We start from the raw sequence: 26,325 nt of genomic DNA, 5'->3' as shown, positions 1-26,325 counted from the left end.
AGCAACGCCAAGCTGAATCTCATTAGCTACCAATCGTCACACAAACCTGGGATAATTTAAACAAACGGCTTAGATGGTAAGCCAAAGAAGCGAAAACAGCAATGGCAAGCTACAGAGAATGGAACCAAGCATTAGTGTCTTACTTTACCAGTGGCGTACCGCGCGGTACTAAACTCTACGTAAGCGTTGACGACGATGTACTCGAGCGTATTGGTCTAGAATTCGGAAAGGATACGGGCGTCAACAACGGTCGCGATGACTTTTTGATTGCCGTAAGGAAAAAAGTCGTCATTGACCAACAAGTTAATTTGAGCAACTTGCGAGGGTGTGATTCTGACGGTTTACCCAAAAGTATTGCCTTTCTCAGTGCCACAGTTCTAGCCGCCTATCAGATGGCTGAGGAAGAAAAAATATCAGAACTAAACTACTTCCGGCGATTGCAGAAAATTTTAGGTCTGTCCGGCGCTTGTCGTCCACCGGGCATGGAATTTGGTTACGGAGCTGAAGAACCGCTATGGAAAGAATGGAATCTTTGGCTAAGGAAACAGGGATTCTTACCTTCAGCAGTTCGAGGTCGCGGTGGTCCAACTACCTATATAAATTATCCAATTTCGCAATCTCTTCTGCGCCACGCTGATAAAAACCGACTTCTAGATCTATTTAACGAAAAGCAATGGACAGCCCAATGGGATGCCCAAACTTTATTTACTCATGTCCGCCGCGAGACATCAAGGCTTTGCCAACACTTAAAAGAGTTACTGACGAGCAACAGACAGCGGTATGAAGCCGTTGCCGAAGCAATTCACGAAGTTTACGAACAATGGCAAAATGAGGGGAAACCAGTAACACTAAAACAAGGAGTACGCACCTGGAGCCGCTACCTTTTTGCAGGTTTATATCGCACTGAAGATCCCTTCTTGGGTCAGATTGATTACTATCTCTACCCGAAACAGCTAAAAGGGCGACCAGTAGAATCGGTACAAGTTCAGTACAGAGATAACGTTCACCAGCTTCGGGGCGAACGCGCTGGATGGTATTTCCCTCTAAAAGATCCAATAAATATGAATGAATTGGATCGCGGTGCAAGATACCAAATTAGTTGTTCTACAGACCTGGATTCCCTAATTTTGCCCGAGCGTAACTTTTGGATATTAATTCCCGATCCCGATAACCCAGATTCAGGAGCCTATGCTTCTTGGGGAACGCCATCCCTCGGTACGCCATTTATCCTACTCTACAAAAAAGAACTGCTCTCAGATATTCAACGGTTGCAAGATGAGCAGTTATTGAAATGGCAGGGTGGAGCACAACCAGTATTTAAAAATTCTACCTGGTTTGAAATTCACACGTGTATGGTTGTTTCCCAAGCTTGGGATGCAGTCTTTATCAAAAGTCAAGAACTTAAAGATGCTTTGCAACCCAGTGTCCGTTTATCTATTAGCTTTTCAGGTGGTTTGCGCGTACCCCAATTGGGTGCATGGCTACAGGGACATAGCCCTCAAGTAACTATCTTTGGTTTCCATCCCACAGTTGAGTTACAAGTAACTCGATTATCGGATGATTCCAAAATTTGGGAAAAGTTACAGCAAAGTACAAATATTCCCATTGTAGTTAACTTTCCTAGTGTAGGTGACTATCTCGTAAAAGCTACTTGTGGAGGTGAATCTAGCGAGCGCTTTGTCAGAATTGTTGATTGGAGTAGCCTGTCAATAGAAGAACCATCAAGTTGTGAAGTGATGCCGATAGGTTCAAGTCATAATATTTGTGGCAGCGTCCTTCAGTCATTGGCTCAATAAACTTAAATAAATGCAGAAGTAAAATGACCAAAATTCAACGTTGGTACAGAGGATTTTCATACAAAGGGAACCCAAAACAACTTATCGAGGAAGTTTCCAAACACATACAACACCAAAATATCAGTCAATATGTGCCACTTCTGCGACTGGAAAAAGGAGCCAATTCTAGAAAAAGCTTTTATTTTTTTCTGGCAATTGAAAGTAGTACACTAGGAGAAATACCTCAAGAAATTGTCAACTCAAATTTGCTCAAATTTCCCTGTTTTAAACTTTCTGCTGTTCCCGGCAATAAGAGCTTCACCTATGAACAAATAAAATCTATGGTTGGGGCAGCCCATGAAGTTTACGATTACACGAACCCCATTCCTTATCAGCCTGTAGAGAAAGTTACCTGTGATAACCCATTTGAGGGGAGCGCCTCATCGCCTATCAATCAATCGTCACCAGATATTGAGACACTTTCCCAGCGTTACGAACACCTTCTCTACTGGCTATCTACCCTTGGTAGCGGAACGTGGGAATCCTTCAAAAAAGCCTGCGATGCTCTGAGACTTGAGGAACCAAAACGCATTTTACGGAGGCTTAGGTTGCTTGGGCATATTGAGTGTTCTTCAGACGGTACACGATGGTCTATGGCTCCTACAGCCCTCGTTAAGATTAAATCACACTCTCCAGAATTTCTTCTTTGCGGTCAACGCAGCATCAAGTTGCTGAAGGAGTTGGAAAAATATACAGATATAATTTCCAGTCATCAATCAAGAAGAGACGCACCGCCTTGCATTCGTCTCAATTTGAGTGACTTTAATATAATTACAAGCCAGTTTTCTATCCTTTACGCTGGGGAAGTATCGAGCCGACTTGCTGAAATTATACCAAATCTTGACATTTGGAAGCAGAATCTCAGAAGCTTGCAGGGAATTGTGCCGAGCATATACGAGTGGAAGCGCTTTGATGGTAATGATTTTGTTAGCTGTATCTCTCCCAATCAAACAGGTATGTACCAGATGTGGAGGATAGAGGAGAGCGATCGTCCAGGCTATACACTCTTTTATGACCAAGAAAGCGCTAGTTGGCGACAGGGCGACTGGTATGGTCTACGATTTTTAGCGTTGCAGCACAGTGGCTTTGAATGTATTGCACGTTACGATCGCGCTAGCGAGCGTTTAGCAATACCTGTCTCCCAGCGTTGGCCTGAAATTTACGAACGTGCGCTAGTGCTAGCATCTGGACAACTCCCGACTTATCAAGACTCCTGGCTCCTGTACGAGAACGTGCCGATGGAAGTAATCTCTCTGCTAACTGATAAACTTAATGTAAAGTGCTCAGAGGTACCTGCCAGTGCATGACTTAGTTGGGGCGTATCAAAGACTCGATCGCATCTATCAGCTATATATCAAAAGTGCTTTTCCCCTGCGTTACCGCGCTTTGGCTGATGAACGCGATCGCATCCTCCAGAAACCAGGCACCTTGAGTCAGCCTCCTTTAGTTGAGCCTGTCCCTATTTATCCATCATCAGGGATGAATTTGTCAGCCGCAGCCAATCAACTGCCCTCCGAATACCACAACTTGGCAGAACTTGGGCAAATGATTTTCGATCCGGGAGTCCAGCTTTACCGACACCAATGGGAAAGCCTGCGGGAAGTGCTAGTCAACCAAAAAGATTTAGTTGTGACTACTGGTACGGGTTCCGGTAAAACCGAATGTTTCCTGTTACCACTACTAGCACAGTTAGCGAGGGAATCGAGCACTTGGTCAGCTAATCCTCCAACGCTAAATAATTATGGCTGGTGGAATGGCAATGGAAACCGAGTATCTCAATTGGCGCACACCCAGCGACCAAAAGCCCTCCGCGCCCTAATTCTTTATCCCCTCAATGCCTTAGTTGAAGACCAATTGCGCCGGCTGAGAAAAGCACTGGAAGCACCCTCAGTACATCAGTGGTTAGATCAAAATAGAGGCAGAAACCGAATTACTTTCGGTCGTTATACGGGACAAACGCCAGTTTCAGGGATACAAAAAGACGAGAGCATCAAACGACTGAGGAACGAATTAAGGGAGATTGAACAGGAGCGGCAAAAGATAGAAACGGCTATCCAAAACAATCCGTCTCTACTTCATGATATGCCCGATTTGCCTTACTACTTCCCGCGACTTGATGGCGGCGAGATGTGGTCTCGCTGGGATATGCAAGATAGTCCGCCGGATATTTTAATTACTAATTATTCGATGCTCAACATTATGATGATGCGGAGTATCGAAAACAATATTTTTGATGAAACTTGTAATTGGTTGGCAAGCAACCCAAATAACCAATTTTTCCTAATTATTGACGAACTTCATGCTTATCGGGGTACGCCGGGAACAGAGGTTGCCTATATTCTGCGATTGTTGTATTCGCGTTTGGGATTGACACCCGACTCGCCGCAACTGCGGATATTGACGACGACAGCTAGCCTTGAAGAAAATCAACAGGGCAAAGATTTCCTGCGCGAATTTTTTGGACGCGATAATTTTGCCTTCATCACGGGGCAACAAACAACACCTACTTCTGGGGAGCGATTCAATCTTTCTTCGTATCAGTATCAAAGTGCTTTTGCCCAGTTTGCTCAGTCAGTACAAGCTGATCCATTGCAGGAAATGCAACCGCCCGATTCAGCATCAAATCAGGTGCGGGATGCTATGTCTAATTTGGCGGTGCAACTGGGACAGCCAGTGGCCTCAGGACTAAGTGCCGAACAACATCTTGGCGAAGCTCTGGCTACTGTAGGTGCTGCCGCTGCACTGAGGGATGCTTGCCGAGAAATCGATCGTCTGCTTAACCCAAATAATCCTAATCCTACAGTTCGAGCTGCGAAAGTTAGAGACCCAGATAACTCAAATAATCCCACAGATTTAGACCGTCAAATTTTCTCTGGTGCGGCGACTAATGGTTTGGTATCTGATGCGATGCGCGGACTGCTTCTAGCACTGGGAATGTCTCAACGAGTAAGTACAGGGCGATCGCCCCAACCTGTACGCGGTCATCTATTCTTTCACAACCTGCAAAACTTATGGGCTTGCTGTAACCCTGACTGTACCGACGATTCAGCAGTCGATCGCACTATCAGGAATAACGATCCGAATCCTCCGACTGTTGGTGCAATTCATGCCACTCATTGCCTTAGCTGCTCCTGTGGTTCTCGTGTTTTGGATTTAATTATTTGTGAAGTTTGTGGAGAAGTTTTTGTTGGCGGTTACAGAGCTACTCGACGGATAGGCAACACGAATATAGAAATTCTTACACCAGATCAACCCGATTTAGAGGGAATCCCTGACCGTATTACTCTTAATCAACGCTACGGAAATTATAGAGTTTTTTGGCCTTTGCCTGGAGAGACACCTGTTTGGGATACGCAGCCACAAGACCCAGAATGGACGCTTGACAAGATAAAACGAAAATGGGTTCGCGCCAAGCTGAACCGGAGTACAGGCGCGATCGCACAGAATAACGCTCAACCACAAGCAGAGGAAATACCGGGGTGGCTGTATCAAGTGGTTGGCAATCATCCAGAAGAACGAGCATTGCCAAGTAAATGTCCTCGCTGTGATGCTGACTATGGAAAACGAGACAAATTTCCTACTCCCCTGCGTTTCCACCGCACCGGATTTCAAAAAGCTTGTCAGGTACTTGCTAGTGGACTCCTGAGAGAAATGCCATCACAACAAAGCCCTACAGGATCTTCATCTCGCAAGTTAGTTATCTTCTCCGATAGCCGCCAGGATGCGGCGAAGTTGGCAGCGGGAATGGAGCGAGATCATTATCGCGATATGGCGCGGATGTTGTTGATTCAGTCTTTCCAAGATTACTGGAATGATCTTGTAGCCTTTCTCCGCATCACTTGTACGAATAACCAAGCAGCACTGGCTAGATTACAGGCTTTAAATCCCAATCTTCATGCTGCGGTAACATCATCCAGTTGCCTAGACGATATGGAAAGGCGCAACCGATTTGGTAATGCCTATTCTACCCAGGTAAATGAAGCTGTTTCCTGGGTGATGGATTCACCCCCATTCAACCCGCAAGCTCGCAACCAATGGCTTGATTTACTCCAGCGCTACCCACAGCGAATTCTTCTTTTAGATTTGCGACGAACAGTTAGAGATAAGCTACTAGAATACGGGATTTGTCCGGGGGGAACGGATTTTAAGGCTTTAAAATATTCACTTGGACAAGGAAACGGTCAAAATTGGCAACCTTGGTTTGATTGTTATCACTGGGGAAGCAATTCAGTCATACCAATTGTCTCTCCCACACCGCAACAGAGCAATCACATTAATCGGTTAGAGGATTTGCTAACCGCTGAGTTGATGTACGCTATTTTCCCACACATAGCTCGGACAATTGAAGGACTCGGACAGGGTTGGGTTAGCTATCAACCTCAAGGGAACCCAACACCTAATCTGATTCAAGCAACTGAGGCAGTTATTCGACAATTAGGGACTCGGAAATTGCACCGCTATTTCCCTTATTTCCGCCTGGGGACTGACTCAAATTTATCAAATTTTGCTCAACGTTATATTACAAAAACGAGTTTAGCACCAGCCGATATCCAGCAACAATTAATCCAGTCACACGTTGGCATACCTAGCGGTGGAGGACTTGCACTCGATCCCGATCGCCTCTATCTCGTTCTACCACCAGCAGCCAATCCTGATGGTTTGCGTCCGGGATTCCGTTGTCCCCAATGCAATGCTTTCTTTCTTCAACCTGCGGCTGGAGTTTGCCCCGAATGTAACAGCGATCGCCGTTCTAACAATCCCAATTTTTCCACCATTCAACTGATACCCGGAGAGACAACAAGCGACTTTGATTACTATACCTATCTTTCAGAGCAATCAGGTCAACCTTTCCGCATGAATGCCGAGGAATTAACGGGTCAAACTGACAAGAAAGAGCGAACTAAGCGTCAGCGCTGGTTTCAAGACATTTTTATTAATGACGAGAACGGACGGGTTCAGGGAATCAATTTACTGAGCGTAACAACGACAATGGAAGCAGGGGTTGATATTGGTGCACTCCTAGCAGTAATGATGGCAAATATGCCACCACGCCGATTTAATTATCAACAGCGGGTAGGTCGTGCTGGCAGACGTTCTGCGGGAGTTTCATTAGCTGTTACCTTCTGTCGAGGCAGAAGCCACGATGACTTTTACTTTCAGCGTCCTGAAAGTATTACAGGGGACGCACCCCCACCGCCTTATGTTGATATGAAGAGTCAAGAAATTTTTCAGCGCGTCCTCAGAAAAGAGGTGTTAAGGCAAGCTTTCACAGACACGGGAATCACTGCGTCTTTAGGTGGGACTGACAACGTACACGGTGAGTTTGGTGATGTTGCTAATTGGCCTAATTATGAAGTAGCGATCGCAGGTTGGTTAAACAATCCAGCCAATGAACCGAAGATTTTGTCAGTTTTAGATATTTTGCGGGTGCAAACAACATTACCGAATGCTAGTAATTCTCAAATGTTGAATTATCTCCGCGATCAACTGATCTCCGACATTCAAACTGAAGTCAATGACTCTACATACACTCAGAATGCACTGAGCGAACGTTTGGCAAACGCGGGGTTATTGCCGATGTTTGGCTTCCCGACGCGGGTGCGTTTACTTTACACGCGCTGGCCGTCACCTGGCGCTCAATGGCCACCAGAGACGGGAATAGTCGATCGCAACCTTGATGTGGCTATCAGCCAATTTGCACCCGGCTCTGAGACTGTCAAAGATAAGGCGGTTCACACTGCCTGTGGTGTAGTTGAATTATATCCTCAAGGCAACACAATTGCTTCAGATTCAGGGTTTGCCCCTGCACTACCAAATGGCAACCAATCTCTCGGACTTTGTAGTAACTGTCAAGCGGTAATGTACCCGCACATAATCTTAAATCAACCACTACCGGGCGGTCAAACACCGCCAACAACTCAATGTCCAGTTTGCGGTGTAAATGATGCGATGCGTTGCATTGATGCCAGGGAACCCAAGGCATTTTTTACAGACTTGCAACCAGAGGACTTTGATGGGCAATTTGAGTGGCAACCGCGATCAACACGACCTTCTTTGAGTATCCCTCCGAATGATGATGGCAGGCGTGCAAATAATGGCACGCCTGCATTTGTCCTTAATGCTTCTGTATCTGCATTCAATGACACTATCATTTCGGCTAATGATAATGGTGGCGAGGGGGGATTCGACTTTCAGCAGGCAACTGTTTTTGGACGGCAGAAACCCGGAGCTTATACTGTGTCTTCTAACCCGAATAGCCTGGTTGGTACGTCTGGACTTGCCTACCGAGTAGCGTTATTGTCTCGTCGAAAAACGGACATTCTGCTAGTTAATCTCGTGCAATGGCCTAATGGCATATTTGCCACTCCAACTACAGTTGAAGGTCGTGCTGCTTGGTATTCTTTTGCGTTCTGGCTGCGGGTAGCGGCTGCTTCTCTGCTTGATGTGGATGCACTTGAGTTGCAGGCTGGTTTTCGTTCATTAGAGCAGAATGGAGCGATTATAGGTCAAGCTTTTCTTTGCGATCAATTGGAGAATGGGGCGGGTTATTGTCGGTTTCTAGCCCAACCAGATGAGTTTCAACAACTAATCGATCGGGCAGATCCAACAATTTCAAACAGCATTGCCTGGAAATGGACGAATCCTCACGAAGAACACGGAAGTAAATGTGATACTTCATGCAATTTGTGTTTGCGGGACTATCAAAACCTTGCTTATCACGGGTTATTGGATTGGCGACTGGCTTTAGATATGGCACGATTGGTGTCTAATCCTGCGTCGGCGATCGATCTCAACTCTTCTTGGGACCATTTCCAGAATCCTTGGCTTAACCTAGTCCAAGGCCCAATTCCTGCTACACTTCAACGCTTGGGTTATGGTGCGTCGGTGCCGTTTGGGACTCTCACTGGCTACGTTCACCAGAATGCTCGACGGCGGACAATCAAAATGATTCGACATCCTTTATGGAATGATGACCATCCAGAGTGGATTGCAGCGGTGGCGAGCGCACATACGCAGTATTCTGGTTATGAGGTGGAGGCTGCCAACCCATTTATGGTTCTCCGGCGACCGGGAGATTGTGCCTAATGTTGTTGAAAAATACCAAGGATTCGGTAAGATGATTACTCTGCTTTTAAATGTTGGCGTAAATAATTAAAATAGAATTAGCACTTGATGCCTTGGTCTGAAAACCTCCCTGATGGATGCCCACCTGAAAATGCTCACCCAGTCGCAGGTTCGGTGTATCGCTTTGTTGATAAAGATCCCCCACAGCTAGAGGATTTTCTTTCGTGGCGCGAAATGAACCCAAGTGAGCCTTGCCCTAAAGGTTTAACGGAATGTCAAACTTGTGGTCTTTCTGTGTTTACTACAGAAGAAGGTGTCTGCACTGCTCTTCGCAGAAAACCTTTCCTTCGCGAGAAGAAAGTTGCCTTGGGACATCTAAGCCCCGATTTAGATTTAGGACTAATACAGAATACCCCTGCAAAAGGAACAGGCAAAAATCACCATACTTGGTGGTTCCCTGAGAATACTGAAGCCTGGAAAGAGTTTCAAATTGTTACTATCACTTGCCCCAATACTGAATGAGGCATATTTATGAGACTTCTTCCACAATCGACTCATTTAGGGAAATTGGAATTGATCGAGGTGTATGAATATTACGATACGCCCTGCCTTTTTTCGTGTCGGAATATATCAGGACATCTATTCATTGCTATTTTGTACTCTCAAACAAAAAAATTGGAAAAATGGCTTTATGTCTCTATGTCTAAACGTAGATTTGAAAATATCCGGGCTGGCTTGATTGATATACGAAATGCTTTTTTAAATTCAGAAGATGGCTTTGTTTATGAAGTAATCATCAACTCAGATGATAGCCCTGATAAAGTTGAAATTATCTGGTGTGAAAATCTAATTGACGATTGGTTACCTATGCCCAATGAATTTATTGAGGTAGGCAACGAATTACCTCTCATTTGGGAAGTAAAAGATGCACCTCGCACTGCAATACAAATTCAACGAGAAACTCTTAACCTGACCTTTCAATTTCCTACCCCGAATCCAACTGAAGCCCCTGTAGCATTTTTGGGAAGAATTTTAGAATCTGTACAAAGTGTCTTTAATGCTCTTGGTCAAGCAATAGATGGTACACCGACTCCAACAGGAATGATACCTCGTTCAATTACTGAAAAAACACAGTTAACTGTACTAGGAACTTTCCCGGGTTCTTTTGGCATAGAACTAGCAACCTTACCTGAAGGAATAGAAAAAGACAACGCTAATTATTTAGTGGAAATTGCTCTTAACGAATTTTTGGAATTGGTTAAAATGAGTGGTAATCCTGAAGATAACGCAGATATTTTACGTCAGAAACTCTGGACATTGAAAAGTAGAGTAGCTTCGGGATATAGAGATTTTCTATTGAATTTATCTAAATCTGAAACTAATCTTCGTTTTAACTGGGGTTCCCCTAATCATGAACGAGGAGGTTCTGTTGAATTACCCCTTTCATCTATAAAAAAAGCTTTAAAAGTTATTAGTAGAACTGAAGATGAAACAGTAAGAGAGTATGAAATTATTGGCAAACTAATTGGATTGAATATCAGGACTAAAAGTTATGAAATTTTGGCTAATGAAACTAACAAGAAATACTTAGGGCGTATTATTGATGAAGCTATACCTAGAGTTAAAACAGCAACTCTAAGTGAGATTTACTTTTCAACTATTCGGGAAGTTAAGGAAATATCACCTACTATCCCAGAGGGAAAACTGAAATATAAACTTGTGGCTCTACATCCTCACAGAAGTTAAGATATGAGCCTAACAGACTGTAAATAAAAGTAGTTTAGAAGTCGAAGTATATACTATTTAAAAATTAATCGCGGCGGCGAAGGATAATCTCTAGATGTCCCTTTTTGTACAAAGTCTTTAAGAGTTCCCATACCTCCTGATTATGTGGCAAATTTTGACGAAGTTGGCTAATGGCGATCGCACTGTTGTCAGAGCTAATGGCATTTAAAAGCTGTCTTTCTTCCTCCTGAAGGCTTTCATCTCTTTTAAAATGAATTTCTTTCAATTTATCCTGAAGAACCTGACCGTATTCAAAAATAGATTTGAGTTGGGTTATTCGTTCTTCAAGGTTGGTTAAGTTGTCGATCGCAGATCGCAACTGTTCTCTTTGTAATGATAGCTGTGTTTTTAAATCAGTGAGTTGACTCAAAAACTCTGTCATATCGTGGTCGCGTTCTTGGGAAATAAAGGAAAAATCACGCTCCAATTGCTCCCATTCTGAAACCAAACCTTCGCAGAATTTTTGCAAAATTTCCCACAAAACTCCTTTCATAATCTGGTAAGATCCATCCCGGTCTTCATCATCAAATTTGCATCTATTTTTCAAAGGAGATTCATTAATTGAAATTAGATCCAGTAAGACTTCGTAACGACTAAGCATTTGCTCGAAAGCCTCTCGACGCGAGCGCTGTTCACCATTAATTTCCTCTTCAAGTTCAACCAAAGGTTGTTGCAGTAAATCGTACTGTCTAAAACTCTCAAGCTGATTGTTGCTAAAATGCTTAACAACCCGGTCAACAAAGTCATCATCATAACGCATCAAGCGAACTGGGTCTTTATTCAAATTCTCTCGTAACATCTGTGCTCGATTTAGAATAATCCGCCACTTCTCTAAACCATCTACCAACTCCTCAAGCCTTAATTTAGTGGTTTCGTAAGTTAGCAAAAACTGCTGACAATGCTTTAGCTGATGATGCAATGCAAGTATATCAATTTCATTTACTTTAAGCGAACTAGCTAGGCTTTGGCAATCTTTATCTAGCTGATTTACTTGCCTTTCCAAAATTATCCGGTAGTCATTGAGACAAGATTCTAGGCCACTATCACTCTCAATAATTTGACTAATTTTAGAAGCATTCAAGTCTAGGGTAAATTTTTCTAGCCTGAGTTTAATTCCACGCAGTTCTTTTTGCAGGGTTGAGCGCCTCTCAATGCAAAAATTTTCTAGAAGCTCCCGTTCGGCTTGGATATTTCTATGAACTTGATCGAGAGCTACCTCAGACTCATGGTTAGCATCAATAATTTTTTCCTCCTCATTTATCTTTTCATTGATTTCATGTAAAATCGTCTCATCAAAAGTTTCAAGTAACGAAGAAACCCGAACGCGGAGTTCTTTTAATTGAGCATTTAACTCATCTGGCTCTAATTCCAAACTGGCTTCGCGGATAACATCCGTTGAACGCGCCCACTCTATGTAGCGTCGTCGCTGCAACCATTCAAGAGCTTCTTGAAACTCGTCTTCAAGATAGCCAAGCAGTTTTACTGCTTTCCATAACTTTGAATACTCTAATGCTTTAACATCTTGGTGTCCCCACGTCGTCTCAACTGTCTGTGTTCTGCCTTGTGATTGCAGTTTCTCTTTAATAAACGATTCCAAAGGATGTTCTGTAAATTTAACTTGGGAATTTCCTTCTTTCCGTTTTGCAATTTTCTCCCCACTCATCAAGCCATGTTGTTTGAAAACTGCTAAAACACTGGGTAGGCTAGAACTCCCCATTTCAAACAATTTTTCAAATTCTTCTTTGGAAACTTGATATAACTGACGACCTTTGCGAACAGATAAAGGTATCTTTTCCAAGAGCAACTTATATTTACGTAACGTCGGGTTCATACTATTATAGAAAGACTTATAATCGGTAAATAAGGCTTTACATTTTTGATAGAACACTGATTCGATAAGTTTACTGTCTGAGCCATTTACCCCCTTGAGGCCCACAATTTCCCAAGTTTGAGGCGAAATCGCCGGAAACAGCAATCGCATGGCATACTGGTGACACTCTTGGCGATGGTGTTCTAATCTAGAGCGATCGGCTTTACTGACTTCAGGATTTTTTGAGAGCCAGTCTTGAATATAATGAGACAAACTCAGCAGCGTACAAACAGAACATTGTTCGGAAGCCATGACTTTGCGGAGTAAGCCGAAGGATGTGGGATATTCGCCTTCAAAACTTCGACCTAACTGAAGATGGAAGTCTACTTGATTAGTTCCGGCAATCGCAGTTAAAACTTGTGGAACGACGGTTCCTTTTCGCTCATAGCTTAAGTAAAACCGCCAATCTAAGTGAGTTTCTTCTGGGGATTGAAACCTCATTAAACCAGATTCTTTACTCCCGACACTGATAACAAGAGAACGCTTAGGAAAATCCGCATTATATTTTTCTGGAGCCCCATCTAATAAATTAAAAACTCCAAATCTATCCTGCTTCCAGTCCCCTTTATAACGCCAAAACCAATTGGCTTTCTGGCCCGTTCTAGAAAGTGGGAAGAGTAAAGAAATAATTTCTGACTTGAAAATCGTTGTAGCCATCTCTTCTTTTTGAGTATCGTTCCACTCTCCAAACCATTGCTGACGAAATCGATTTAGAATTTTATCTACAACTGTGGGAATGCTTGTCTGAAGAAGGGCTACTAAAGCAAAAGTGCGCTCAGTCGGCTGTATAATGTGCAGACCGTAAAAATTGTCATCTTCTGCTAGTTTTTTCAACTCCTTTAAGAGCTGAAATTGTTTAGCTACACTTTCAGAAAGGCCTGAAGGGAAACCAGCGAGTAGCCTGATTACCTCTCGTCCTTTTGGGTGTTTTGGAAAGGAGATCAACGGCTCTAAGGTTTTGATAGTATTGCTAATTTTGTGTTGTTCCGTACCATATAACTGTACTTGTCCTTCTAGATAATCCTGAATCAAATCTAAAGGAGTATAGGGATGCTGATTATTTTGGGCAAAATGGACTATGCGTTTAAATACTTCAATGACGGTGCGAGGGCCATTGCTGAAGTTTTGTCGATCGCATAATTGCCCTAAACTTTCAATTGTTGCTGGATGTGCCAAGTGATTCTGCTGCGCCTTGTCTTCCAGAAAATTAGTACACAAATAATTCCACAGTTTTCCTGGGAACTCAGAGCTGTACGCACCAGCTAATCTAAGAGATACTTTCTGTTCCTTCATACGGTGAATAATATCACCAGCTTGTTCTTCAATAGCTGATTCAGTCGGAGTAGTCGGCATACTTAGAATTAATGCAACAGGCGTAGAACCCAAAGCTCGCATTCCTTTAACTAAATCGCTCAAAATCTGGATACGAACGCTAGCACCTTCTTCTGTTCGCAAAAATTCTTGGCTTTCATCCGCAAATATTGCTAAACCTGCAAAACCTGCTTGTCGAAGGAGAGAAACTGTCTCCTGCCAAAAATTCAAAACATTATCAGTATTTGTGGTGTCAGTATTTAATTGTTGAATAATTTTTAAAGCTTTCTCTTCAGATAACTTGTACTTGAGCGCTATTTCTGCTGCTATATTTTGCTGAGACTTCAAGCCATATTTGCGATACAGTACCTCAATCTGAGGAAGAAATTCTGGTTTGAGGCACGTTTTTATCCAGCCATAAGTGGCAACCATCAAATCTCCCAGCTCTTTAAACTTGAAAGGTGGCACCGCCATTATCTTATGATCCTGACACTGCTGCCATAAATAAATTAGTGTTGCTGTCTTACCATACCCATAGTCGGCACTAAGGTAGCCAGTAACAGGTTTACCCTTACCAATTTCCTCAATCAAATGGTCTTTTAGAGTTTTTACGGGTTCAATTGGGTTATAGCTGCTTGCATATAGATTATAAACTCTGGCTACTTCTTGAGGCTCATTTTCTATCTGGGAGGGATTGACTGTATCAACAATTGCTTGGATTGAGTCTAGTTGTTCTAATAATCTTTTCATGGATTGTAAATATAAAGTGTGTCTCGGAGAATGCCAATACTTAGCTAAAGCAATTGAGTCCACTCAGGGGATTGAGTCAGCATTACCCATTGTCCGTATCCCCCTTCATAGCCACAGTCAAAGAAGCCACCTCGATCATAATCATAGGTGCATTTAGCATTATCTATGCTACCATCTAATCCGCTCGGATCTAGCAACAACATTTGACAAATAGCCTCTTGAACTTCTTCTCGCAAGAAAATCTTGACTCCATAGGTTCGTTGTTGCTGTTTGTAGATTGTGTCTACTGCCTGAAGTAAAATAGGAGCGGCGCTGAAGTAGCGACGGCTGAAGTGTTCGTATTTGCCTTCTGGTTCTATAACACTGGGTGATAGTGATCGCAACCAATTGAGGGCACCAGCCACACTCGTATCACTAAATGCTATTTCACTGGTAGGTAGTTCAAACTTGACAGCAGCCTTTTCAATTACTTCTCCCACTAGAGATTTTTTTTCGGGAGGCGATAAAACAACTTCTTTTCGCAGCCAGAGTTGTTGTACAACTGTAGCATAAGTCCAAGAAAACCTTTTTTCAGATTCTTTGTGGTGCAAATTATAAATTAGTAAATGTAAAAAATCTCCTAACAATTCGGGGTTAGACTGTTGAATTATAGCTGCAATTCCACCAAGAGGTGTCAGTGAGGGTGGATTTTTTTTTGAAATAATTGAAATGTTTCGCAAAAATGGGAATACTACCTTTTGGATAACGGAAACTCCTAAATTACAAGTAGCTGCCAATTCTTCAAAATTTGTTTCTTGGTTTTTTAAGAAATCAAGAATTGCAGCTACTCTTTCTAGTGTGGTGTTTTGCTGAATGTGTAAAGTTAATTTGTTGCTCATAAAGCGCGTTGTAAGGTATCTAACCAAGCTGTTAAATTGTGCATAATCCGATATTCTCTGCTGGTTCTCAATTTATCAATATTTTGACAAAAATAACATGAATGCTGTGTAGACTCTTTAAGGGCCTCTAAACCTGTTTTAGTAGTTTCAAAGCTGCGTCTAACGGTTATTTGAATTTGAGAAGTACCCGGAAAAAAGATGCTACCGAAAGCTCCAGCTTTCGACCAAGTTGAGCTATCCAAACTATGAGGGACAAGAGAGTTATTGCGGAGGCGATAAAAGCTGTTTGGGCCGCCAATGCCAAAGCAGTGAACTTTCATGTTTTTTTCACTGGCGATACTGCAAACAATCTTAAACAATGCCAAACTAGATTCAGAAATCATATTAACGCTGCCGTTAGGCCCTGACGTTCCCCAAGAACCGAAACCGATACGGGTAATACCCATTTTTGCATAGGTCTCAATGCAGCGATTGATTTGGTTAATGTTGCGTCCATGTACAGGAGCGATCGCACGTTCTTGTACATAAATTGGCATTTTACTGAAAAATTTTTCGCAATGGTAAAGCGTTTCGCGAACTTTGTACTCCACTATTTTATCTGAATCAGTTGAGATGGGTACAATATCCGGCAATACATACCCATCTGCCCAAGTATTATTGCGATAAAAATTATCTAAAAATTCCAGCAGTCGATCGTAAGTAAATTTCCCCTGTTGCACCTGATATGCCCCGCAATCTAGCCAAACTTCCGAAATGTTGCCCACATCTTTTTGTTGATGAAAGTATTCTGTAGTAGAAGCTGGGCACGTTATCGGTGAGTAAAGAACGCGATCAAAAGGATTACGCTGATCGCCGCCAGAAATCCACAACTGTCTACTGCGTTCAATTTCAGGGCCGCCAGCACTTACAGCCGCCACAAACTGGGGAGTTGTGAGAGCATTATTGCATAATATCTTTTCCCAAACAACTAAAGAGCGACGTTTACCAGGCTCAATTTGTACTCGATCGAATCCCATCTTGTTGTAAAACCCGTTAGCTTCTATGTCCAGGGGGCATTTTAGGCGCAGTTTTGTAATACCGCACTTCCTACTGTGTTTTTCCCATGCACAAATAAGCTGACGACCCATGCCTAGCCTGCGGTGGTCGGGGGAAACGCAAAGATGGTAAAGAGTAGAGATTTTGTCTCGACGGTGATGAAAATGGAGAAAGCCGAAGGGGTGGTAAAGAACTTCACGGCTTGCGATCGCTTCTGCCAGGACTGTTCGATTCACAAAGCCTATCTCTTGCCGATGCACATCGGCAAGCACCTTAATCTGAACTAGCTCCTCGCTCGAAGCAAATACCACCTCTGACTCTAAACACCTAGTCTGCACACATACCTCACTTCTTCCAACCAACGAACGTAGACAAGTGTAGCCGATGTCCGCACCTGTTAATTTTAAAGTTGTTGCTTCCGGTAAAATCTATACAATTAATTATATTGTACTTTTACTACTTTATTAAACCTTTGCATTACTAAATTATTGGATTCAAACATTCCATCTTGATTAGTTAACTGTTTGATAGAATAACTTACTTAGCCAGGACTTATGCAAGTGTCCCAATTAATAAGGTGGACCCGATAGGAAACTTATGATAATCTGATAATTTATCCCTAATCAAAGTCTGATACACCTTACAAGCCGATTCGAGTATGCTACTTGCATAGTCCTATCAGTAGGATGTCATTGCTACATCCTATGACCAGCAAGGGTTGTGCTGGCTATTACTGTCACACCCGGTACTTGCACGAAAATTAAGCATTTTAGAAGGATAAAAACTTCAGAATATAGCACAAGTGCTAACGGATCACAATACCAGCAGCACTCAGCACTTAACCGGATTTTTAAGAAAGCCCCAACACCAAACTGGATGGATAATTTATGGAAGAGGGCGCGAGCTACTAAAATGGCGAACTTATCGTGCAACACTTAGAAGTTTTAGGCGTTCACCCGCTGTTTACTAATTTGGGAAGACTAGGGAGATGTCGAACTATACTTCAAATATCGCTACAAAGTTTTTAATTACCGCATTGGCATACTGACGGAATATTTTGCGTTTCCCATTCCCAACGTCACGGTTGTGCTGTAAGATTTGTGCGAGATGAAACCCAAAGTGCGAGCGTAATGTTGAGTTGAATACGCTCGGCAATCGGGATGGAAGATGATGTGAGCCAAAACCCAGATGTCAACGGATTAGATAGATGCGTCGGAAGGGGGCGTAGGCATCGCTCTCAAGTACAGCCATTGAGTCTTACACAGTTTAGAGAAGCGCTTTGGGTTCTTACTACTTGTTGAATTAATGACACATAACCTCTTGGGCGATCGTGTTTTTAAGAAGGGGATTATGCTCACGCCCTTATAGAACCCATTTGACATCTTTTGACGATCGACTCATAGCGGGCGTGAGGCTCATAGCAGTCGATTGCCTGCTGTGAGCTGTTTGTTAAGGTTTTGGGGTTTAAAGCTTAGCCTGGAAAAGTTTTCAAATTGGTTGTCCCCGCTGACGCTCGTTGATGTAAAATTACCATCAAAACACTCTCTCGGGCGATGCCGTACTCTACTAATTTCACAGATGCTGAATGGGAAGTTTTGTCACCCTTACTCTCTCAAATATTGCCGCTTAAAAAGAAAACTCGACCCCCTAACTGGCCTCAAAGAGAAATTTTAAATGGCATCTTCTATCAACTCAAGAATGGTGGCAAGTGGGCAGACGCGACCATTAGATTTACCTCCCTACTCAACCGTATATTGGCATTACAAACAGTGGCGCTCTCAAGGTGTGCTTGAAGAGTTGATGAGGGTCTGACATTCTCAAGTCAGATTGCAAGTTAAAAAAAACCGAAGTGGACTACATTGATGATGATCGACTCACAAGCAGTAAAAAATACTTGTAATGCCAGTATTGCATCGAAAGGATATTGTTTTTACAAATCTACCAACGGGTATCATCCCGAACATTTGATTACTGAGTTAAAGAAGATTTACCCACAGATTCTGACCAAAATTAAGTTTGAACTCTCGGAAAAACCATCGAAACAACAAAAAGAAGCCCAAGGTAAATCAGGATTTGTTCCAGTAAAAGCGAGATGGAGAATCGAACGATCGAATGCTTGGATTATTGGTGCAAAATCCTCACTCTTGACTTCGAGAGAACTTTGGATAATGCAACTGCCAAAGTTAATCTTTGTTTTATTAGGCTGATGATTAAGAGGTTGGTCTCTTAGATGTCAAATGAGCTCTATAGGTAGCTGAACCGTTCGTACTCTCGCTGATTGAGTTTTAGGTCAGACAGTTCAGAAACTCGACGAGTCTGTAATGCTTTGAGTACCGCTCTGACATTTTTGGCGTCAGCTTGGGCGCTTGCTGCTTCTGCTCTAGCAGTTTCCAAATCGGCTTGAGACGATTCAACCCCTGCAATTCGACTTTCAACCGAAGCTTGCTGCTGGTTTGCATCAACCTTCAACACAGGGGTACCTGTTTCAACTCGATCTCCTGCTCGGACAAATATTTCAGAAACCTGACCCTGAATTCTTGGTCGCAGGATGACAGAGCGACGCGATTGCAGGCTAGCTATGAATTCGGAGCTTTCTGTAATTGGGCTGGTTCGCACCGACAATGTTTTTACAGGCGTTGGCGGCGGTTGCTGAACTGTTGCTGGAGGTGATTGATTACTCGGAGCAAAAACGCGCCCCAGTCCAATCCCTCCACCGCCCACAAGGAGCAACACGAGCAATAACCAAGGGGACGATCGCCGTGGAGAAGCGGACTCTGAATGGATTTGAAGATTGGTGTTTGAAGAAGGTTGTAATTCAGATGATTCCATAGTTTACTCATGATTTATCGCCAAGGAGTTTTGCTATCAGCCACCAGTAGTTAGCTGATAGCAAAATGTTTAGACATCAAGCCTTCGAGACAAAAATCTGTTTCTCTGCTTCAGAAACGAAAAATGCGAGTATAACTATTCAACGTTTACCCAAAAATCAGCCGTGACAATTTGACCATTACGATTGAACTGCCCCCAAAGCTTATATTTTCCTGGTTGGGGGAAACTGGTCATAAAGTGAACCTCTCCTGCTGGAGTATCTTTCAAGGCATGAGCATGAATATAGTCGGCTTTTGTCAACGGTGATGACTGCTTGAGGATGACTAAGTGTCCTCTTTCGCCTAAATAGGGCTGTAAATCCTTCAGCGGTTGGTTGCTACTAGCATCTTGCAACTTGAAAATTAAGTTAACTCCTTGTCCTGCTTTTATTTGAGGTTGAGAAAACGCGAGGTTAGCCTTAGTATTTCCCAAAGTTTTTGTGGTAGCCATGTCAACTTTTGACCGAGCTAAAGCTTGACCCGGAACTTGCATTTTTAAGACAGAAACTTGTTCTGCATTTTTTGCTGGTTTGTAATCGCTGAACAGCGTGTAACCACCTGAGTCGGGAAAATCAGTTTGAACTTCAAAGCGTCCATTTCCTTTATAGGTGGGGTGAATATGATTGAAATATTGGAGATCATCGCTAACGACAATCAGGTGCATTAATTGTTCTTGGAATTTATCAAAATCAGCAATAGACTTTCCCTCTTTGTTTTGGACTTCAATTACCAAAGGTACGGGAGTTTTGGGCGCGATATTGGAGGGAACTGTCAGCTTAGCGATAGCATTTGCAGGCTCGGCATCGGAATGCCCTGAATAACCACCATGATGATGTTGTTCTCCAGCGTCATGGGTTTTGGAATCCTCCATATTATGACCCTCATGAAGATTTTTATTAGCTCCTGATGTCTGGACATTATCCATTACATGACCCTCGTGAGAACTTGTATTTGCTAATTGTGAGGCAGAAGAAGTTGAGGTTTCGCCAGATTTCGTGCTTGAGGGTGAGAAGCAACCTTGAGCTAGGATGAGAGTTGAAGTGATAGCAATTGCAGTTAAAAATGGCTTCATTGTTTTCTCCAGTTAGTAAACTTGAGGTTGTCGATTTATCAGGGGTTCAGACTTTGCTGTTCTCGTTTGGAGTGTTTAGTTAAGGGCATTCTTGTAAATGAATCCTCTAAACTACTGATAAACTCCAGAGTTAAGATGAATATTTAGGATTGGCGGCTAGCCAAAAGCTAACCGCTGGCAGGAAAAAAAACTAAAAGGTTTACACGGATGGATAGCCAGCCGCAGCTATTGCTTCTTTGATTGCTGTTTCGGAGGCTTGAGTTTCTATGCTGACAAGTTTGGTTTTTGGATTGGCTTAAACCGAGGCAGTAGAATCAAGCGTTTGAATAACTTTGGTGATAGCATTCACGCAAGCAAAACAAGCTAGTTTAGGAACAGTTAGTTGCAGTACCATAGTTTTCAATTTCTAATCGATGGTGATTGATGGGTGAACTTTGTTTAGTAAATCAATCGTGAACTTACTCAACCTAATAACAGCTTAAATTCTCTATTCGACTGGAGAGTCAAGGGGGTAGCGAAAAAATATTGACAAATTTTTCCAGAATAAATCGACATATAAGTAGGTAGGCGGGAAAAACTATCTTTATGTAACGAAACATTAAGTGTGGTGATTGGATTTAAATTTAACACGTTGGGTACGGTAGTTTTTTCTTTCTCCTCTATCTAACTTCTACTCCCTGAATTACGGCGTAGGCAAGCTCTAGCTCATGGTCAAATATTTGCCCTGCTAATTCATCTTTTTTAATGTGTTGCAACTCTAATATTTAGGCAGCAAGAAGATATATAAACCATGATTTTCCCACTTTGACCATAACTGTTAAATTTGCCTTAATCAGTGTATGGGGCTGTTGTGTTGAGAGATATTATTTTTTAATAAGAAACCAGTGTGTCAACTTCTATAACCTCCGTTGACACACCGATCGAAACAATTAAGTTATAGAAGAATTTACTTTTTTTGAATCAGAGGACAAATGATGGAATCAACCTTTTCTAGTAAGGTGGGCGCACCTGAAAGTAATCCTTCCAACTCTAGTTTGAGGATAAGTAGTTGCTGAATTTGTAGATCGATAGCGAGCAGTTTATCTTGTAACTGGACTTTGATGTGTTCACAAGGCAACTCTCCCCCATCGTGAACCGTCAATAATTCTTGAATCTCGGCTAAACTTAATCCCAAAGTTTGGGCGCGTTTAATAAACCTTAGCCGAGTCAAAATATCAGAATTAAATAATCTATATTTCCCTTCGGTTCTGCCTGATGCCTTGATTAAACCGAGTTCCTCATAGTAGCGAATGGTTTTGATCGGTACGCCGCTTTCCTTCGCAACTAAACCAATGAGTTTTTGCTTTTCTTGAACTAACATACTCATTTCCTCTACTGAATCCAACTCTAAGCTTATGATAAACTATCCAGTGGGATGGAGAGTCAAGAGGGGCTAGACATTTTTTTGAATGACAGAGTGGCGATCGCCTGAATGTCGCAACTTTGGGTAGCAGTAGGCGTCTGGACAAACCATTCGAGCGATCGCACTTGGTTGACGGTCAGTTATTTAAGGCCTGAGCAGCCATTTCATCTGGGTCAGAGACGTTAGCGGCTTGCACTTCTGCTGTAACTGCTTTCTGAGATTTGGGTTTGCTAAGGAGAAACCACCAAAGTTCTAAACTAATTAATCCGAGTCCAGCCAAAGTAACTAAAATCTTGTTACTTAAGGGTTGTTCAATGCGATGAAACTGACTTCTTTGCTGTGTTTGAGTTGGGTGCGTTTCATGGGTATTTTGCGCTATTCCTTCACCAGATAACATTCCTAGTACAACCCCGAGACTAGCAATAGTACCGATAATTGTTGTTTTGCCGCTCATTTGAAAACCTCCTAAAAAATAAACAAGATTATGGCAGTAAGAGCGGGTTTTGAACAAAGGTATTTAGTAAATTTCCTTCGTGATTGACTAAACCCGCGCTATCGTTCGATGTTTCATTCATCAGAGTGAAAAAATAGGCTACGCTAACACTCCAAAAATTGAACCGGAAATTACTCCAAGCAGAAATCCAAATCCTGCTAATGTTCCTAGAAAGGCAAGTTGCTTGTCCATCATTATTTCCTCTTAAGCACGAATCAAATTAGCCAACATTTTTGGGTCGAAAGTTACGGAGACGCAACGCATTTGTTACTACAGAAACAGAACTAAATGCCATTGCTGCCCCGGCAATAATTGGATTGAGGAGCCATCCAAAAATCGGGAAAAGAATTCCGGCGGCGATCGGAATGCCTGCCACATTGTAGACAAAGGCAAAAAACAGATTTTGTTTGATGTTTTGGATCGTAGCGCGAGACAGTTGGATGGCAGTAACAATGCCTTGTAAGTCACCAGAAATTAGAGTGATATCGCTAGCTGCGATCGCGACATCTGTTCCTGTGCCAATTGCCATGCCTACGTCAGCTTGAGCAAGTGCCGGTGCATCATTGATTCCATCCCCCACCATTGCGACAATTTTTCCCTCTGCCTGAAGATTTTCGATTTGAGCGACTTTTTGATCGGGACGAACTTCTGCAATAACTCGTTTGATGCCAACTTCCTGCGCTATGACTTCCGCCGTGCGACGGTTATCACCTGTTAGCATTACCACTTCTAATCCCATCTTTTGTAAAGTGCGAATTGCGACAACAGAAGATGGTTTCACGGCATCGGCAATGCCCATAATTCCTTCTACTTTGCCATTCACGGCAATCCAGATAACCGTCTTACCGAGATATTCCAATCGATCCCACGGTTGCTGCAAACTACTGGTATCAATTCCCAATTCATTCATCCAACGATGAGTTCCAATTTGCACCCATTCATTGGATACATACCCTTGCACACCACTGCCTGCGTGAGCCTCGAACTCCCGTGAATCCGTCAACTCCACTCCTTGAGATTGGGCATATTGCACCACCGCTTCTGCCAGAGGATGTTCTGAATTCCGTTCGACGGATGCAGCGAGGCGCAGAAGTTTTAGCTCGTTACCATTGGCGGTACCATTAATCGTTATAAACTCCGTTACAGTGGGTTTACCTTGGGTAATCGTGCCTGTTTTGTCTAAAACAACAGTTTGCAGTTTGTGCGCCAGTTCTAAACTATCTGCACCTTTAATCAAAATTCCGTTTTCTGCCCCTTTACCTGTACCCACCATGATCGAGGTTGGCGTGGCTAAGCCAAGCGCACAGGGACAAGCAATAATCAGCACGCCCACGGTGGTAATCAATGCCATTGTGACGTTGCCCATGATGTTGTACCAGATGACGAAGGTAGCGATCGCAATGGCAATCACAACAGGGACAAACAATCCCGTAACGCGATCGGCTAATCGCTGAATCGGTGCCTTGGAGCCTTGCGCTTGCTGCACCAGTTTAACGATTTGCGCCAAAAACGTATCTTTACCCACTCGTGTGGCTCGGAATTTGAAGCTTCCAGTCTTGTTAATAGTCGCTCCAATCACTTCATCACCAGGCTGCTTTTTCACGGGTACACTTTCACCCGTCACCATTGCCTCATCAATCGTTGAGGAGCCATCAATAATCTCGCCATCCACGGGAATCTTTTCACCCGGACGAACTAGAATGACATCTTCCAACACTACCTCAGCGATGGGAATGTCCACCTCTCGTCCATTACGAATTACCCGCGCCGTTTTTGCCTGCAAACCCATAAGAGAACGAATTGCTTCTGAGGTTTGTCCCTTAGCGCGGTTTTCCAACAGTCGTCCTAGCAAGAGCAATGCAACAATTACAGATGCCGCTTCAAAGTACACATCTGGTTTAAGACCCTGACTGATAAACCACTGGGGAGAGAAGGTGGGAAATAGAGAATAGAGGTAAGCTGCCCCTGTCCCGATCGCTACTAGCGTATCCATTGTCGCGGTATGACGCTTCAAGGCTTTCCAGGCATTGATGTAGAAAGACCTACCCGCCCAAAACAATACTGGAGTAGTGAGTACAAGTTGTAGCCAGGGATGGTGCAGCCACATGGGAATGAAGGGAATAGGCAATCCCGTCATCGCAGGCAGCGAGCCAATCACGATAACGGCGCTGATAATACCGCTAACCCAAACCTTGCGGGTCAAGTCCTGATTTTCACTTTGCCGCGCCCGCCGTTCTGCATCATCTTCAGGAGCAAGTACATCATCTTGCATCGGCAGAGCAGAATATCCAGCCGCATCCACGGCATCCTGAATCGCTGCTACATCAGTTTGGCTGGGATTATATGTAACGCTGGCTTGTTCAGCTCCAAAGTTAACATTGCACGTCTCAACTCCCGGAACTGAGCGGATTGCCTCTTCGATGTTACTTGCACAAGAGGCACAACTCATGCCTCGCAGTTTCATAGTGGCGTTTTCCATACAAAACCTCCTTATTTTCATCCTTAAAATGGGTCTGAGAAATCTTTAGTGACAGGTAACGGGATAACCTGCCGCTGTAATTGCCTCTGTAATGGCGGCTTCAGATGCTTGAGTTTGGATATTGACCAGTTTGGTCTTGGGATCTGCCTGAACAGTTGCGGCGGCATCTACTGTCTTGATGGCTTTGGTAATGGTTTCGCCACAAGCTGAACACGCCATGTTAGGGACTTTTAGCTGTAGTGTCATGGTTGTATTTTTCCTTTCCTTTGAGGGGTTAATCCTATCTTGCAGTATCCAGTCCACTGGAGTGTCAAGGGGGATTGCGAAGAAATTTTTGAGAACCTCTAAAAAGGAGAAACCAACACCCTGGACACCACGCTCCGCTGTCTCTTGAATCCCTAGGGCGTGTTTTCAAAGTCGGTGTATCCTAGATTGGGGCGACGATGTTTAGTTTTAAAACTTGTTGTTTAAGTCCCGCTAGCATGAAAAAGCGATCGCCACTCTCGGATTACAGCGATCGCACAATATCAAGAGAATCCTTAGCCCTATACCTCTTCTTTTAACCCATCCTCCAACAGCATCCGCACTCTGGTTCACTTTCTTGCGCCCCGTCTTTTGTGCCAACATCGACAGTTTGCGACGATAGAAGCCCCAAAGTTGCTGCCAATCTCCAACGAATGCCCGAAAATCGTATTCGTCTCATCCGACTTTAGTTTCTCTCAGGAACAGAAACAATCAACACTTTCTGTTCCTGAGAAAGTAACAAACTATAATCGATCGCCCATTAGCTACAACCGCACGATTACCATAAATATAAAATTGTGTATTTTTCATACCTTAAACCGAGATGCGTGCGATCGACTATGATTAGGTCGATCGCCAAAAATCACTCTTGTCAACGTTCCTGATTTGAGAGATTTTTAAATTCGCGAGTTCCTTGATAGCCAGATAAATCAGCTAACTCCTGCAACGATTTTTGCCCTTGGTAAAACTTACCGTTAATTTCCCAAGTGGGAGTCGCTTGAATCTTCGCAGCTTCGCAAAGATCGCGCCGAGCATTTTTTCCTTGAGGATTGCACTCGATATAATTGATAATGCCAGCCGCTTCTTTGCCAAAACTTTCTTTCTGCGCTTGACAATGATCGCAGGTAAAAGAGCCGTACATTTTAGCTCCCACTATTTTTAAATGTTGCGCTAAAGCAATTTCGGAAGTACCGGAAGATGTTATAGTCTTCATGCTAGTCTCCTTAGCTGTACCGAGATTATTGACATCGGCATAAAGAGCCAGAGAGGAAATCAGCACTAACATAGACACCAGAATTCCTATAAAAAATAGTTGCCCAATATCATCCCATTCGCGACCGATTAATGCTAAGACAAACAAGCTAGTTGCAAACAAAGCAGAGGCAATACAGTAAATACAAGCTGCTTTGATATCAACAGCCAGTACATACATCAGATAGCCGCTGAAAATCGTCATAGC

General features: G+C 43.1%; 17 protein-coding genes. 7 read left to right on the top strand and 10 right to left on the bottom strand.

Annotation, left to right across the window (positions count from 1 at the left end):
* Nucleotides 1-101: 101 nt before the first annotated feature.
* The 5 genes from QUB39_RS09110 to QUB39_RS09090 all read left to right on the top strand — a co-directional run bounded on the left by QUB39_RS09110 (nt 102) and on the right by QUB39_RS09090 (nt 10,646).
* Entirely contained in the window at nt 102-1,796 is a 1,695-nt protein-coding gene (locus QUB39_RS09110; protein ID WP_333260924.1) for a hypothetical protein, read from the top strand.
* A 23-nt stretch (nt 1,797-1,819) separates the two neighbouring features.
* The gene (locus QUB39_RS09105; RefSeq protein WP_333260926.1) at nt 1,820-3,142 is read left to right on the top strand and encodes a hypothetical protein; all 1,323 of its coding nucleotides are present in this window, start codon (nt 1,820-1,822) and stop codon (nt 3,140-3,142) included.
* Nucleotides 3,135-8,921: a DEAD/DEAH box helicase gene (locus QUB39_RS09100; RefSeq protein ID WP_333260930.1), complete on the top strand. Its 5,787-nt coding sequence runs from the start codon at nt 3,135-3,137 to the stop codon at nt 8,919-8,921. The genes QUB39_RS09105 and QUB39_RS09100 overlap by 8 nt, the downstream gene beginning before the upstream one ends.
* Nucleotides 8,922-9,008: 87 nt before the next feature.
* Nucleotides 9,009-9,422: a hypothetical protein gene (locus QUB39_RS09095; RefSeq protein WP_333260934.1), complete on the top strand. Its 414-nt coding sequence runs from the start codon at nt 9,009-9,011 to the stop codon at nt 9,420-9,422.
* Nucleotides 9,423-9,431: 9 nt separating this feature from the next.
* Complete coding sequence (locus QUB39_RS09090; protein ID WP_015211775.1) at nt 9,432-10,646, top strand: DUF6575 domain-containing protein; 1,215 nt, start codon at nt 9,432-9,434, stop codon at nt 10,644-10,646.
* A 64-nt stretch (nt 10,647-10,710) separates the two neighbouring features.
* Here QUB39_RS09090 and QUB39_RS09085 read toward each other — a convergent pair whose 3' ends face one another.
* From QUB39_RS09085 to QUB39_RS09075, 3 genes are all read right to left on the bottom strand, one after another.
* Entirely contained in the window at nt 10,711-14,457 is a 3,747-nt protein-coding gene (locus QUB39_RS09085; RefSeq protein WP_333260937.1) for a hypothetical protein, read from the bottom strand.
* A gap of 203 nt (nt 14,458-14,660) precedes the next feature.
* Nucleotides 14,661-15,494 carry a hypothetical protein gene (locus tag QUB39_RS09080; protein ID WP_333260940.1) on the bottom strand — a complete coding sequence of 278 codons (834 nt, stop codon included), beginning with the start codon at nt 15,492-15,494 and terminating at the stop codon, nt 14,661-14,663.
* Nucleotides 15,491-16,765 (bottom strand): GNAT family N-acetyltransferase, encoded by a 1,275-nt coding sequence (locus QUB39_RS09075; RefSeq protein ID WP_333260945.1) that lies wholly within the window; start codon nt 16,763-16,765, stop codon nt 15,491-15,493. The genes QUB39_RS09080 and QUB39_RS09075 overlap by 4 nt, the downstream gene beginning before the upstream one ends.
* 1,317 nt (nt 16,766-18,082) lie before the next feature.
* Between QUB39_RS09075 and QUB39_RS30545 the strand changes: the two genes are divergently transcribed.
* Together QUB39_RS30545 and QUB39_RS09070 are read left to right on the top strand one after the other, a co-directional pair.
* Nucleotides 18,083-18,322, top strand: coding sequence for a transposase (locus tag QUB39_RS30545; protein ID WP_445299441.1), 240 nt, complete (start codon nt 18,083-18,085; stop codon nt 18,320-18,322).
* 69 nt (nt 18,323-18,391) lie between these two features.
* Nucleotides 18,392-18,736, top strand: a complete 345-nt coding sequence (locus QUB39_RS09070; protein WP_333260948.1) for a hypothetical protein — start codon at nt 18,392-18,394, stop codon at nt 18,734-18,736.
* 37 nt (nt 18,737-18,773) lie between these two features.
* Here the strand turns inward: QUB39_RS09070 and QUB39_RS09065 are convergent, their stop codons facing one another.
* From QUB39_RS09065 to QUB39_RS09035, 7 genes are all read right to left on the bottom strand, one after another.
* Nucleotides 18,774-19,358, bottom strand: coding sequence for a hypothetical protein (locus QUB39_RS09065; protein ID WP_333260951.1), 585 nt, complete (start codon nt 19,356-19,358; stop codon nt 18,774-18,776).
* A 135-nt stretch (nt 19,359-19,493) separates the two neighbouring features.
* Complete coding sequence (locus QUB39_RS09060) at nt 19,494-20,468, bottom strand: hypothetical protein (protein ID WP_333260954.1); 975 nt, start codon at nt 20,466-20,468, stop codon at nt 19,494-19,496.
* A gap of 946 nt (nt 20,469-21,414) precedes the next feature.
* Nucleotides 21,415-21,828 (bottom strand): heavy metal-responsive transcriptional regulator, encoded by a 414-nt coding sequence (locus QUB39_RS09055; RefSeq protein ID WP_333260957.1) that lies wholly within the window; start codon nt 21,826-21,828, stop codon nt 21,415-21,417.
* A 178-nt stretch (nt 21,829-22,006) separates the two neighbouring features.
* Nucleotides 22,007-22,324, bottom strand: a complete 318-nt coding sequence (locus QUB39_RS09050) for a hypothetical protein (protein WP_333260960.1) — start codon at nt 22,322-22,324, stop codon at nt 22,007-22,009.
* A gap of 259 nt (nt 22,325-22,583) precedes the next feature.
* Nucleotides 22,584-24,842, bottom strand: coding sequence for a heavy metal translocating P-type ATPase (locus tag QUB39_RS09045; RefSeq protein ID WP_333260963.1), 2,259 nt, complete (start codon nt 24,840-24,842; stop codon nt 22,584-22,586).
* 45 nt (nt 24,843-24,887) lie between these two features.
* Entirely contained in the window at nt 24,888-25,088 is a 201-nt protein-coding gene (locus QUB39_RS09040) for a heavy-metal-associated domain-containing protein (RefSeq protein ID WP_333260966.1), read from the bottom strand.
* A 649-nt stretch (nt 25,089-25,737) separates the two neighbouring features.
* On the bottom strand, nt 25,738-26,325 hold a 588-nt coding region (locus QUB39_RS09035; RefSeq protein WP_333298194.1), incomplete at its 5' end, for a vitamin K epoxide reductase family protein.

Source organism: Microcoleus sp. AT8-B5 (assembly GCF_036705565.1).
Taxonomy (GTDB): domain Bacteria; phylum Cyanobacteriota; class Cyanobacteriia; order Cyanobacteriales; family Microcoleaceae; genus Microcoleus.
Note: the sequence above shows the minus strand (reverse complement) of the source record. Positions and strands in the feature narration are given on the sequence as shown.

What these genes read in the sequence shown, in the direction of transcription:
- QUB39_RS09080 (WP_333260940.1), bottom strand. Translation starts at nt 15,494, where the DNA reads ATGAGCAACAAATTAACTTTACACATTCAGCAAAACACCACACTAGAA.
- QUB39_RS09065 (WP_333260951.1), bottom strand. Translation starts at nt 19,358, where the DNA reads ATGGAATCATCTGAATTACAACCTTCTTCAAACACCAATCTTCAAATC.
- QUB39_RS30545 (WP_445299441.1), top strand. Translation starts at nt 18,083, where the DNA reads ATGCCGTACTCTACTAATTTCACAGATGCTGAATGGGAAGTTTTGTCA.
- QUB39_RS09105 (WP_333260926.1), top strand. Translation starts at nt 1,820, where the DNA reads ATGACCAAAATTCAACGTTGGTACAGAGGATTTTCATACAAAGGGAAC.
- QUB39_RS09040 (WP_333260966.1), bottom strand. Translation starts at nt 25,088, where the DNA reads ATGACACTACAGCTAAAAGTCCCTAACATGGCGTGTTCAGCTTGTGGC.
- QUB39_RS09045 (WP_333260963.1), bottom strand. Translation starts at nt 24,842, where the DNA reads ATGGAAAACGCCACTATGAAACTGCGAGGCATGAGTTGTGCCTCTTGT.
- QUB39_RS09055 (WP_333260957.1), bottom strand. Translation starts at nt 21,828, where the DNA reads ATGTTAGTTCAAGAAAAGCAAAAACTCATTGGTTTAGTTGCGAAGGAA.
- QUB39_RS09090 (WP_015211775.1), top strand. Translation starts at nt 9,432, where the DNA reads ATGAGACTTCTTCCACAATCGACTCATTTAGGGAAATTGGAATTGATC.
- QUB39_RS09110 (WP_333260924.1), top strand. Translation starts at nt 102, where the DNA reads ATGGCAAGCTACAGAGAATGGAACCAAGCATTAGTGTCTTACTTTACC.
- QUB39_RS09050 (WP_333260960.1), bottom strand. Translation starts at nt 22,324, where the DNA reads ATGAGCGGCAAAACAACAATTATCGGTACTATTGCTAGTCTCGGGGTT.
- QUB39_RS09070 (WP_333260948.1), top strand. Translation starts at nt 18,392, where the DNA reads ATGATGATCGACTCACAAGCAGTAAAAAATACTTGTAATGCCAGTATT.
- QUB39_RS09095 (WP_333260934.1), top strand. Translation starts at nt 9,009, where the DNA reads ATGCCTTGGTCTGAAAACCTCCCTGATGGATGCCCACCTGAAAATGCT.
- QUB39_RS09060 (WP_333260954.1), bottom strand. Translation starts at nt 20,468, where the DNA reads ATGAAGCCATTTTTAACTGCAATTGCTATCACTTCAACTCTCATCCTA.